We start from the raw sequence: 12,242 nt of genomic DNA on the forward strand, positions 1-12,242 counted from the left end.
ATTGGAAAAAAATAGATACGAATTAGGAATCGAAACACTTGAAAAGATGTTTCCTGCTGAAGCACTTGAAGGAATGAAGAAAATGAAAGAAATATCCCCCGACTTCTGGGAAATGATTGTCGGCTTCGGATATGGAGAACTTTACCCTCGCGAAGGGCTTAACTTGGCAGAAAGAGAACTTGTAACTTTAAGCTCCCTGATCACCCAAGGCGCCTTTGAACAATTGGAAGTCCATATCAGGGCTTCCCTCCGAGTCGGCCTTACGGTTCATCAAATCAAAGAAGTCATTATTCAATGCTCCGGCTACGCAGGTTTTCCGAAAGCCGTGCAAGCAATGAAAATAGCGAGTGTAATTTTTGCCGAAGAAGAATCGGTAAAATAGGCGAAATAAAAAAAAAGCCCTGGAGCATGGTTTTATGCTTTGGGGCTTTTTTCTTTTAGTTTGCCTTCTTCTTGAAGTACTTCTATTAGGGCGTTTACTACATCAGGATCGTATTGGGTTGGGGAAAGCCTCTGCAGTTCATCGATTGCATACTCTGGAGTAAATGCATTACGATATGCGCGGTCTTCTGTCATTGCGTCGAAGGTGTCGCTGACTGCGATGATTCGGGCTTCGAGAAGTATTTCCTCTCCTACTAAACCTTTAGGATACCCTACTCCATTTAATCTCTCATGATGTTGTTCTATGATAGTTGCAATTTTGTCATCATAATATAGGTCTTTTACCATATTCGCTCCATCAGCAGGATGTTTCTTAATAAGGTCAAACTCCTCATTTGTTAACTTAGAAGGTTTATTAAGAATTTCAGAAGGAATATTAATTTTTCCTATGTCATGTAAAATTGCGGATAGAAATAAATTTTCTAAATTCACTTTTGGTAAAGATAGTTTTTTGGCAATTTTTATAGAATATTGTGTAACCCTTTCGCTATGCTTAAAGGTGTACACATCTCTACTTTCTACTTTTTCGACAACTTCCTTTAACTCTCTAACACCCTCGCTTAGTTGGTAAAAGGTCGGTTCAGTAATAACCCATAAATATGAAACATCTGTTAATGCAGTAAAATGTACTGGTTCCTCTAAATCTGTAGCTGTGAAATAATCTTGTGGTCCTAGATTGATTTTCTCTCCATTTACTTCACAAATAAGTTCTCCGCTAATTATATAGAAAAATTCCATTACATTTGGGTTTTCAGCTGGATAGACATAAAAGAAATTTTTTCTAGTCAGAGTTTGGATTATTACCTCAGTTCCGTCACCCCTAGCAAGCAAACTTAAACCAAAGTTGTCGAATTTAACTTGTTCTATGCCTGTCCCTTTCCTTCCTATCGTAAAAGCCACTTTACTTCCCACCTCTTACTAAACTTTAAATAATCCGTTTCAAATTGAATTAAAAATTCACTACTCGAACCGGATCAATCCAAGCCCAACGATCAGCAAATCTTACATATTTCCAGAAACATTCAGCGACAACACCATATTCTGCAACTTCATCAATGGTATCCTGTGTCATTTGTAAAGTTATATCAAAAACGTAGGTGATGATTGCATCAACCTCTTGATCAAATTGTGCAGTTCTTTGAGTGATGCTTTCTTCTAGTAGACTTTTTTCTAGTTGAAGATCAGCTAACACTCCATTTAACACTTCTTGTTGAGCAGACTCCGAAGTGTTTGAAAAAGTTGCTTCCAATTCCTTTATCTCTTGACTAAGAGATCCTAGTTCACTTTCCATTTCACTTAATTCTTCAAGATAAACAGCCCATAAAGCATCCGCATCTTGAACACCTGTTTCAATAATCAAATCCATTTCAATGTTTGCTGCATCAATGATTTCAAGTGCCTTCTCAATATCAGCATCACTCGCTGCATGAGCATTTGATGATAAACCTAACGAAACCCCCAGAAACAAAATTGTAAAGAAAGCAAGCATACCTAATCTCTTCATTGTAATCCCCCTAAATTTCTAATCTTCTTTTTTCTCTCGATGAATTTCTGTGACTTTCTCCTGTAGTAACATTATGTATATTCGTGCTTTTTTCCTATATATCACCATAATTATACAAGTTACGCATAGTTAAATCTATATGTTTTTTGTAATATTTTGTTTTTTCTTACATATACTATTCTTTTTATCGGTTAATATTAAACTTTATGTATATACATTTTTAGAGAACTTTCAAACAAAAAACAGCCCCAGAAAAGGGACTGCTTTCAACTCTTATACTTCCGGCTTCATTTCCACCGAGGACACGCTTTTGCGTATCATCTTCTTTGCTTCTCTGAAAGTAACAAAGTTTTTGCTCTTTTCATCCCATAAACGGAACTTCAGAGACTTTAAACTTGTTGCTAACGTTATCGTTGGAACATGTTGAAGTGGTGGTGTGCTGTGATGGCACTTTTCCAGTTCATAGTTCGGTACCCTTGGGCTTAAATGGTGAATATGATGGTAACCTATGTTTCCTGTCAGGAATTGCAGAACTTTAGGTAACTTGTAGTACGAGCTTCCTTCTACTGCGGCTAAAACATATTCCCAGTCTTTATCCATTTCGAAATAGGAATCCTCAAAAGTATGCTGTACATAGAACAACCAGATTCCGATACTTCCTCCAATCATGAAGATTGTACCGTGAACGATCAGGAATGCCTGCCAGCCGATAGCTAAGCTCATCAATACTGCTACAGCAACGATTAATACGTTTGTCAGATATAAGTTATTGCGTTCTTTTTGTCTTGCTTCCTTACGGTTAAAACGGTTTCTGATTAGGAATGTGTAGATTGGTCCTAAACCGAACATTACAAGTGGATTCCGGTATAGACGGTATCCTAAACGGGTTTTGAATGATGCCGCTTTATACTCTTCTACCGTTAGTGTCCAGATGTCACCAACACCGCGCTTATCCAAATTTCCGCTTGTTGCATGATGGACGGAGTGGTCATGACCCCATTGATCGAACGGGAACATCGTTAACACACCCATCGCGGTTCCAACTATACGGTTCCACTTGCGGCTTTTGAAAAAGGAGTGATGCGTGCAATCGTGAAAAATAATGAAGATTCGTGTCATGAACCCGGCTGCGAAAATAGCTGGTACTAGCGCTAACCAATAGGATACAGAAAGGCTTATATAAGTGAGATACCATAACAGGAAAAATGGCGCTAGCGTATTGATTAACTGCCAGATACTCTTTTTAGTTTGTGATTTTTCGAAAGGAGCAACTTGTTTTTTCAGGTTTTTCGTTTCATTTAGTTTAGTCATTTTATCAAATCCCTTCGTTGTTGACTTGTTAAAACTTATTATATCCAAACAAAAAAATAAAGTTAGTAGCAGGTGTCATATGTAGAGTATGACAAATGTCATATAGTTTTTGTAAAGGATTGTAAGACCTCTTGAAAACCGTTGGGGGACGTGATGTTTTTATTTTGGAAAACAGAAAATTTTTTATGCAAATAAGAAAAAAATATTAAATCGTCTGTCTGAATGGTAAGCAATTTGCCTGGCATTGCTATTGCATGCAGGTTTTATTGAACACAATTGGGAGTGTTTGAATTTTTGGAGGGATTCGATTGCAATGAAACCTCAATTGGAGAGTTGTATTAAAATTTTAGGGATTCATACGACAGCTATGAGTCCCCATTGAAGCGTGCAACCGAATTCTGGGATTCATACGACAGCTATGAGTCCCCAATTGAAGCGTGCAACCGAATTCTGGGATTCATACGACAGCTATGAGTCCTCAATTGAAGCGTGCAACCGAATTCTGGGATTCATACGATAGCTATGAGTCCCCAATTGAAGCGTGCAACCGAATTCTGGGATTCATACGACAGCTATGAGTCCCCAATTGAAGCGTGCAACCGAATTCTGGGATTCATACGACACTAGGGTTTGGGTTTATTCAACTCCGCGTATAAGATAAACTGTCTTCCAGCAAAAAAAAGCAACCCCAAATGGAGGGTCACTCTTCATGCAGCCAGCTGCTTTGGCTTTACTCTTTTTTTGGTAAAAAAACTATGCAAAAGCATGCCAACAATGATAATGATCAAGCCGAACATTCCCATTCCATTTGGCAGTGGGGTTGATAAAAGCACTACCTCTCCAATCAATACAAACAACACCTGCGTCGATTGGGTCGCTTCCACTGCGGCAAGTTTTTCCTGACTGTTTCGCACCATGTCAGTTGCGACAAAGAATAGGGTGGTTGCAATGACACCGGAACTGATGGCGACAATAAACGTTTGGATAACCTGTTCCTGTGATGGTGCTCCCGCTGTCATATATCCACTTGTCGCAACGAGCAGCCAAACCGGGATGGTTGCCAAGGTCATGCCAAGCACCCTTTGAAATGTATCAAGCCTTCCCCCGCACACCTCCATCATTTTTCGGTTTCCGAGTGGATAGGCACAGGATGCGACCGCAACCGGAAGGATACCATAGAGGATCATGAATAAAGTGAGTCCGCTGCCTTGTTGGGTCTGTATCAGCAGGACGCCAGCAAAGATAATCATTGAAATCAGAAGCCCGCGCATTGGTATACGTTCGCGCACTCTCTCCCCCTGCACTATTTTATAGAAGAAAGGCCCTAAAAGGACGCCAGCTATGATTGTGAGTTGCCAAGTACCTGCAACAAGCCAACCTGGCCCATATGCCGCCGCAAAAGTGATTGGTCCGTAGAAAAGGACAAAGCCTGTAAAACTCCATATAAACCACGGAACGGGATTGGACCGCATCTCGTGTAACAACTGCTTCAAATTACCTCGCATCCAGACTATGACCACCAGAAATGGCACCATGAAAAAGAAACGCAAGGACGAGCTCCACAACCAACTGCCTCCTGATAGCTCCATCGACCGGTTAAGTATAAAAGTGACAGCGAAAAACATGGATGCTAATATGCCGATTAGAATTGCTTTCACGTAAACATCCTTCCCTCCGAGTTTTCGTTTTCAACTATTATAATAGATAAACGCAAAAAGTGTTTCGTATTCCGAAAATTATGATAAAATAAATGAAAATTACTGAAAAGGAATGGATGGAATTGAAACGAATGCTTGCAATAAGTGATATTCATGGGGACTTAGATAAATTCGAGAGACTCCTAGAAATCATTCAATATGACAAAAATCAGGACCAGCTCCTTCTTTTAGGGGATTATGTGGATCGCGGACCAAAATCACGTGCAGTCTTGGACAAGGTTATCAAACTGACTGCAGAAGGGGCCATAACCCTAATAGGAAATCACGATAAAATGATGATAGACGCATTTGATAATACTGAAGATCCTCTCCATTTGAAAAGGTGGTACTACAATGGAGGAATCAAAACATTGCAGAACTATGGATACGATATTGAAAAAGACGATGCGAAATATTGGTACAGTACAGATGAAATGCCTGAACCTCTAGCAATAAATGAGCAGATACGTCCACATTTAGAGTTTCTCAAAACACTTCCCTTTTATTACGAGACAGATACACATATCTTCGTTCATGCAGGAGTACATCCTGACACCACTTTAGAGGTTACAGATCCCCATACTTTAGTGTGGATCAGGGAAGAATTCCATAAAGGCTACACAGGAGAGAAGACCGTCGTCTTCGGACATACCCCAACGAAGAATCTACATAAAAAGGAAGAGGTTTACATCGGAGAAAACAATATCATCGGGATTGATGGTGGATGTGCATATGGTGGCCGGCTATATTGCTTCGAGGCTTTGGAAGCAAAAGTCTATTATGCTGAATAGCAAATATATCTCAGTGGTTCTCCTGATGGAGTGCCTCTGAGATATATTTCACATATACGCGTTATTCCCCGTCCCTTTTATACACATCCTCCTCCAAGTGAAATCCATCCGCAATCACCGTTTCATCGATATTGGACCTATTTACGGCAATGGGAGGCAACAACACGGAGGGCACTTCCACCTTTCCGTTGTTGACCTTCCTCTCGGTATCAATATACTCACCTTTTGCCAAAGCTACCGCAAGCCTTGCCGCCTCTTCAGCGAGAGTAGGAATCGGTTTGTAAACTGTCATGGTCTGGGTACCTTCCACTATACGTTGGGCGGCTGCAAGCTCTGCATCCTGTCCCGCAACGGGGATTTCCCCTGCAAGCCCAGCTTCCATGAGAGCTTCAATTGCCATACCAGCCGTCGCGTCGTTTGCCGCAATGACTGCATCAATTTTCCCACCATTGGCATTTAGCGCTTCCTGCATGTTGGCATAGGCATTGCTTGGCAGCCAATTTTTGGTCCACTGATCATAAACGATAACGATGTCACCTTTATCTATAAACGGCTGGAGGATGTTGAATACCCCTTTTTTGAACAGGTGGGCGTTGTTGTCTGTATCCGCACCACCAATGTAGACATATTTGCCTTTCGGGACAAGTTTCGTTATTGCTTCTGCCTGCAGTACCCCTACGCGTTCATTGTCAAAAGAAACATAGAGATCGATATCCGCATTTTTTATCAGTCTGTCATACGAGAGCACTTTTATACCAGCAAGGTGTGCCTTCTTGACGATGGTCGCCGTTGCTTCTGCATTATGCGGAACGATTACCAGTAGGTCCACCCCTTGACTGATCAGGGTTTCGGCTTGCAGCACCTGGAGGGCGTCATCCCCGTTGGCTGCCAAGATTTCGACTTCCGCTCCGAGGTTTTCCACAGCAGTCTTAAAAAGATCACGGTCCCTCAGCCATCTTTCCTCCTCCAACGTGTCCATGGAAAAGCCGATCTTTATTTTCTTCTCATCTGGAACCGCCTCTGTATCAGGCTGCTGATTGGTACTCTGTTCCGTTTGTGTTTCCGCCTGATTCGACATCTCCTCTCGCTCACACCCGGAGGCTATAAAAAACAGAGCAAGTGAGACAAATATCGTTAGTATTCTACGTAATCTCAAGCTCCATCTCCCCCATCCTCTCTAACTAGTAAGCTTTGTGCCCAAGCAGTGTTTTGCGATATTCCTTTGGTGAAACATTGGTCATCTTTTTAAATACCTTGCTGAAGTAGTTCGGGTCGTGGTAGCCAACTTCGAAGGTAATTTCCTTGATGCTTTTCTCTGCATCGTTCATAAGTCTTTTCGCTTTCTCCATCCGGCATTCGGTGAGAAAGTCAATATAGTTGATGCCCTGCTTCTCCTTAAACATTTTACTAATATAGATAGGGCTTAAGCCTACTTTACGCGCTAATGCATCGAGTGAAATATCCTCATGGGAGTGGTCCATAATATACTGTTTGATCTGCTGGATCGTATCCGCCTCCAAGCGGTTAAAATGCGTGGTACATGATTGTTTCATCCTGTCGAGGAGGTGCCCTGTTTCCGAACGAAGCTGGCGGTAATCCTGGGTTTGCATGGAATATAGTGGCGTTGCCGTTTCCACTCCCATTTCATTGATGACCCTGGAGGCAATCCAGAGAACCTCCAGCATCCGTTGCTGAGTGTGTACAAGATTGGCTCCCTCTTTTTCATAGCATTGGAGAAGGTTCATGACATACGCACTAACATCATTCCATTTGCCAAGCCGGATCTGCTCGGCGAATTCTTTTTGTTGGTTTTTGCTCAGCTGGCTGTTGTGTACATCCCCACTAATATGGATATCTGCGTAAAAACGGAATTTGACTGGCGCTTTCGTATCCATTGCGGCCATGAGCGCGTCCTGATAGGATTGGCGTACATGGTCCAGGGAGCTGCAGACCTCCCCGATACCAATGAACCAATCGGTATCGTTACCTTTTTTGGCGATGGATAGTATATCCCGTGCCAGTGAACTTGCTTGGGATCTGTAGGTCTTATCCGGCTGACGGAACACGATGATCGGCAGTTGATTTCCATATAGCGCTCCTACCCACCCGCTTTTTGTCAGCCTCACTTTATCCTTGATCATGGAATATTTCGTTTCGCTTCCCGTCTGTAGCAAAACAATCATGACAAACATCTCGTTGGTCGAAGGGATATCAAGCATCTCCACCAGCATGTCCACATGAACCTCATGGACGTGGTCGAACAGTAGCTGTGTGACGACATCCGTCTCCACAAGGGTCAGTGTCTTTTGGAATGCCGCTTCCTGGAGCATGCTCCTAGTTTGCAGCGCCTTCTCTTGTTCAATCTGTTCCAGGACTTTTCCGACTGTCGCTTTGATTTCACTGATTTTGCTCGGTTTTAGCACATAATCTTTGACACCGAGCTTGATGGCCGCCTTGACATACCCGAATGTATCGTAGGCCGTGACCATAATGAATTTGGTCTTCGGGTGCTTGGCGCTGATCTGTTCAACTGCTTCTAGCCCATTCAAACCTGGCATCTTGATGTCCATTAAAATTAAATCAGGTGTAAAATCGTCCGCCATTTCCACTGCCATCTTTCCGTTTTTGGCCTGTTTAATTACAAGGCCGGGAAAACTTCTTTCGAGAATAGCCTGCATGCCTTCACGCTCAATCTGTTCATCATCTACAATGAGGAGTTTAATCATCCAGTTCGACTCCTTTCATTATTTGGGTAATTTATTTAACTCCAGTAGATTACCGTTCCAGGTGAATTCTGTGTTCAGCACTTTATCTTCAATGTGATTTGTGTGCCTTGATCTTGAATTCCTTTTATATCTATTACATCGTCATATCCGTAGAAGAGCCGCAGACGCTTCACGACATTGCTGAAGCCGATACCGGTCGAATGCCCTTCCGTTGGTGGAGGGGATTCTTCGTTTAAGATCTGTTGGATCTTCTGTTCAGTCATTCCCGCTCCATCGTCCTCGATTTCAATTATCACCATGTCCTCTGCATCTTTAACTCGGAACCAGATGTTCCCTCCGTCCTCTTTCGGTTCCACTGCATGGATGACAGCATTCTCGATGAGCGGCTGGAGGGTCAGGGCCGGAATTTTCAGATTCAGGCATGTTTCATCTATGTCCATATGTAATTGAAGCCTGTCGGTAAATCGTGCCTTTTGGATATCCATATACTGTTTCAACACTCGGATTTCATCGTGAAGCGTTACAGAACGGTCCTGCCGCTTTAAGTTGTAGCGCAGAATTCCTGCCACACTTACAAGGAGATCGCTTGTTTCCTCAGACCCTTCCAAATATGCTTTTTTGGAAAGAGTATTGAGAGTGTTGAACAGGAAATGAGGATTGATTTGGCTTTGCAAACTTCTAAACTGGCTTTCTTGCAAAAGAATCTTACTTTCCTGAAGCTCCCGCTCAAGCGCTGCCTTCTGCTTGATTTCTGAAATCAGATTGTTGATGTTGATGCGCATCCGGTCGAATGTCCTTGCCAAAAAGGCGATTTCATCATTGGTTTCCACTCTTACCTGCTGATCAAAATTCCCTTTGGACAGTTCATTGGCCGCTTTTGTCAGTTGAAAGACCGGCCGGGTAATCGTAAGCGAGAACCAGTAAGTGATAAGTAGCAATAGACAGGTGATCAGCAGTAAAATCCAGATTCCGAGCTTAATGACTTCGCCAGACTGTTCGATGATTCCTCTGTAGAACCGGTCGAACGTATTCAGTTCCGTGTCAATCAGGGTCAGGGTCATTTCCGAGATATAAGTGGTGATTCTGGTTGCCTCGGAAAATTCCTGGGATGCTGCCTCCGTATCATTTTCCGTCTGGAACATGATGGACCTGTCCGTTGTTTCCAGCAGGCTATCAATTAGATTAATATAGTTCGTCAAGGCAAAATCATTTTCCGTATTTCTTAAATGATGGACGCCATATTTTGCTTGCTGGACCTTTTCCTTGCTTTCTGTTAGATGGTCAAGGCTTTCCTGAGTGGGATCGATGGTATAGTTGTTGAGGTCTGTAACCAGCTGTTGACTGGACTTTGTGACTTCATTCATACTTAAGTACCGCTGTAGGATATCGTTATACTGTTTATGGGTTTTATGGTTGTAGTATGTAAGCGCTATCCAAATTGCCGACATGATGACCAATACCAAGGTGGTTAGAGTAAGAATCTTCTTTTGGATACTTGTCATTGGACGTCAGCCGCTTTCAAGAACCTGATTTCGGTCAGGTAGCCGTCCTTATCAAGTGGGACGGTTTCCCCATTCAACCACGCCTTCATAAGCTGAACACTTTTGCGTCCCATCGCTTCCGGTGACTGCTCGATCACTCCATCCAACTTTCCTTGCGTTAACAGTGATAACGATTCTGGTCCATCGTCAAAAGAATAGATATGATATGGTTCCACCTGGGAACGCTTACTGATTTCCCCAATCATCGCACCGGCAACATTGGCATTGATGGCAATGAACGCATCTAGGTCAGGCTCTTTGTTCATTACATCCTGTGTGGTTGCAATGACTTGCTCCCTCGTGTCATCAGTTGTGGCATGGATCATTTTGATATTGTTGTAGTATTTTAACATGTCCTGAATCCCGTTCATCCGCTGTTTTTGGTAATATTCCTGGTTCTTGTCATACATGAGTACGACATTCCCCTCTCTTCCCATATCCATCAAAATCTGTCTTGCGATCATTTTCCCCGCTTCATACTGGTCGGAACCGACATAGGTCCGCCTGATGCTTTCTCCCATCGGTACATCATTTGCCACCGTTATGATAGGAATGCCGTGGAAAGCAGCCTTTACTTTCGTCAACTCTTTAAATTCCTCTGTATCAAGTCCCTGAATGATGATGCCATCCACTTTGGACTGTATCGCAATTTCTATATTTTTCAGGAAATCCTCCCGATTCTTTCCGTAGCTTCCCCAAACTTCAAGGCTCACGTCACTCTGTTCCGCTTGTTTTGTGGCCCCTTCACTCACCTTGTCCCAGAACGGGGTTTCTATATCCTGTGTAATCAGAACAAGACGATGCTCTTCCTGGCTGGCACTGAGCACTTCAGGCAACTGCCAATCGGATTGGAAGACTTTTTGTGCAGATAAAAAAGTAAGATGACATAGTAGAATAATAATGATACAAAATGCTAGGATTCCTGTTTTCTGCAAGAGTGATATCCCCCTCCCCTTTGAGGTGTACTATTTTCATCATAGCACCTAATGAAAATAGTACAATCCCTGTTGAGTAAGGGGATCAACAGGGATAGCCAGTTATTTATATTTCCATTATCTTTTTTTACGGGTCATAACATCAAAGATTACCGCACCAGCAAGTACTCCTCCACGGATCATGTACTGATAGGAGATGCCTACGCCAAGCAAATTCATCCCGTTGGAAAGGGAAGCCATTACAACTGCACCGATAATGGCACCTGTCACTTTCCCTACTCCTCCAGCGGAAGAAACTCCGCCCACATAGGCAGCAGCGATGGCATCAAGCTCGAAAAGTGTACCTGCAGTCGTTGTTGCAGATTGAAGGCGGGCCGTAAACAGAATGCCGGAAAGTGCAGCTAGCATCCCCATCGAACCGAACACGATGTAGGTGATTTTTTTCACATTGATTCCGCTCAAGTGAGCCGCTTCCGGGTTGCTTCCGACCGCATAGATATGACGGCCGAGCACCGTTTTAGTCGTGAGAAAATGGTAGACTACGACTACTAACAAAATGATGATGACTGTCCAAGAGAACCCGTTATAGCCTGCGAGAATCCAAGTGATATATCCGATGATAGCGGACACAAGCACCAGCTTAAGTGCAAAGATTGGCTTCGATACCACTTCAAAATCATACTTGATTTTGTTTCTACGAGTGGAGATTTCACTGTAAATGTATAGCAAAATACCAACCAGCCCTACCAAAAGGGAAAGCAGGTGCAAACCGTTCACTTCCACAAGGGATGGAATGTAGCCGTTTCCGATTGCGTTGAAGGTGTCATCTTGAATGATGATAGTACCAGTCTTCTCTGTCACTTGCAGCAAAGCACCACGGAAAATAAGCATTCCGGCAAGAGTGGCAACAAAGGATGGTATCCCGATCTGGGCAATGAGCACCCCGTTGAAAAGACCGACTGCAATTCCGAGAAGAAGAATGATTGGAATCGTCAGCCAGACGGATACACCTGCTTGAGTAAGGAGGATAGCCGCAATCGCCCCTAGGAATCCTGCCGCATATCCGACGGACAGGTCAATATGGCGAATGACGATGACAAGCGTCATCCCTACTGCCAGTACGGCGATATAGCCAGCAGAGTCCAGTAGATTACTAATGTTACGTGACGACATGAACAAGCCGTCTGTCATAAAAGTAAAGGTTAATATGATAGCAAATAATGCAATATACATCCCGTAGTCACGGATATTTTCATGAATCAGCGTTCTGGCTTCCTGGATAACATTCAATGTAAT

Annotated in this window: 11 protein-coding genes; 2 read left to right on the forward strand and 9 right to left on the reverse strand. The window is 43.0% G+C overall.

Annotation, left to right across the window (positions count from 1 at the left end):
• Position 1: 1 nt before the first annotated feature.
• The gene (locus tag AB685_RS15790) at positions 2–382 is read left to right on the forward strand and encodes a carboxymuconolactone decarboxylase family protein (protein WP_047971553.1); all 381 of its coding nucleotides are present in this window, start codon (positions 2–4) and stop codon (positions 380–382) included.
• A 32-nt stretch (positions 383–414) separates the two neighbouring features.
• On the opposite strand, the gene AB685_RS15795 is transcribed toward AB685_RS15790, so the two are convergent.
• From AB685_RS15795 to AB685_RS15810, 4 genes are all read right to left on the reverse strand, one after another.
• Positions 415–1,341 carry an HD domain-containing phosphohydrolase gene (locus AB685_RS15795; RefSeq protein WP_047971554.1) on the reverse strand — a complete coding sequence of 309 codons (927 nt, stop codon included), beginning with the start codon at positions 1,339–1,341 and terminating at the stop codon, positions 415–417.
• A 49-nt stretch (positions 1,342–1,390) separates the two neighbouring features.
• Positions 1,391–1,945 carry a hypothetical protein gene (locus AB685_RS29780; protein WP_053073838.1) on the reverse strand — a complete coding sequence of 185 codons (555 nt, stop codon included), beginning with the start codon at positions 1,943–1,945 and terminating at the stop codon, positions 1,391–1,393.
• A 273-nt stretch (positions 1,946–2,218) separates the two neighbouring features.
• Positions 2,219–3,256: a fatty acid desaturase gene (locus AB685_RS15805; RefSeq protein ID WP_047971555.1), complete on the reverse strand. Its 1,038-nt coding sequence runs from the start codon at positions 3,254–3,256 to the stop codon at positions 2,219–2,221.
• A gap of 707 nt (positions 3,257–3,963) precedes the next feature.
• Positions 3,964–4,914 (reverse strand): multidrug resistance efflux transporter family protein, encoded by a 951-nt coding sequence (locus AB685_RS15810; protein WP_047971556.1) that lies wholly within the window; start codon positions 4,912–4,914, stop codon positions 3,964–3,966.
• Between the two features lie 122 nt (positions 4,915–5,036).
• Here AB685_RS15810 and AB685_RS15815 point away from each other — a divergent pair, with 122 nt between their 5' ends.
• The gene (locus tag AB685_RS15815; protein WP_047971759.1) at positions 5,037–5,744 is read left to right on the forward strand and encodes a metallophosphoesterase family protein; all 708 of its coding nucleotides are present in this window, start codon (positions 5,037–5,039) and stop codon (positions 5,742–5,744) included.
• A gap of 61 nt (positions 5,745–5,805) precedes the next feature.
• Here AB685_RS15815 and AB685_RS15820 read toward each other — a convergent pair whose 3' ends face one another.
• The 5 genes from AB685_RS15820 to AB685_RS15840 form a co-directional block, all read right to left on the reverse strand.
• On the reverse strand, positions 5,806–6,822 hold the full coding sequence (locus AB685_RS15820) for a substrate-binding domain-containing protein (protein WP_082153678.1): 1,017 nt from the start codon (positions 6,820–6,822) through the stop codon (positions 5,806–5,808).
• A gap of 103 nt (positions 6,823–6,925) precedes the next feature.
• Positions 6,926–8,470: a response regulator gene (locus AB685_RS15825; protein ID WP_047971558.1), complete on the reverse strand. Its 1,545-nt coding sequence runs from the start codon at positions 8,468–8,470 to the stop codon at positions 6,926–6,928.
• 74 nt (positions 8,471–8,544) lie between these two features.
• Complete coding sequence (locus AB685_RS15830; protein WP_047971559.1) at positions 8,545–9,972, reverse strand: histidine kinase; 1,428 nt, start codon at positions 9,970–9,972, stop codon at positions 8,545–8,547.
• On the reverse strand, positions 9,969–10,946 hold the full coding sequence (locus AB685_RS15835; RefSeq protein WP_047971560.1) for a substrate-binding domain-containing protein: 978 nt from the start codon (positions 10,944–10,946) through the stop codon (positions 9,969–9,971). Before AB685_RS15835 ends, AB685_RS15830 begins: the two co-directional genes overlap by 4 nt.
• 117 nt (positions 10,947–11,063) lie before the next feature.
• Positions 11,064–12,236: a sugar ABC transporter permease gene (locus tag AB685_RS15840; RefSeq protein WP_128755881.1), complete on the reverse strand. Its 1,173-nt coding sequence runs from the start codon at positions 12,234–12,236 to the stop codon at positions 11,064–11,066.
• Positions 12,237–12,242: the final 6 nt, after the last annotated feature.

The sequence above is a fragment of the Bacillus sp. LL01 genome (genome assembly GCF_001037965.1).

Bases quoted from the DNA above. Each gene is read 5' to 3' on its own strand.
- AB685_RS15830 (WP_047971559.1), bottom strand. From the start codon at position 9,972: ATGACAAGTATCCAAAAGAAGATTCTTACTCTAACCACCTTGGTATTG.
- AB685_RS15825 (WP_047971558.1), bottom strand. From the start codon at position 8,470: ATGATTAAACTCCTCATTGTAGATGATGAACAGATTGAGCGTGAAGGC.
- AB685_RS15820 (WP_082153678.1), bottom strand. From the start codon at position 6,822: ATGTCGAATCAGGCGGAAACACAAACGGAACAGAGTACCAATCAGCAG.
- AB685_RS29780 (WP_053073838.1), bottom strand. From the start codon at position 1,945: ATGAAGAGATTAGGTATGCTTGCTTTCTTTACAATTTTGTTTCTGGGG.
- AB685_RS15805 (WP_047971555.1), bottom strand. From the start codon at position 3,256: ATGACTAAACTAAATGAAACGAAAAACCTGAAAAAACAAGTTGCTCCT.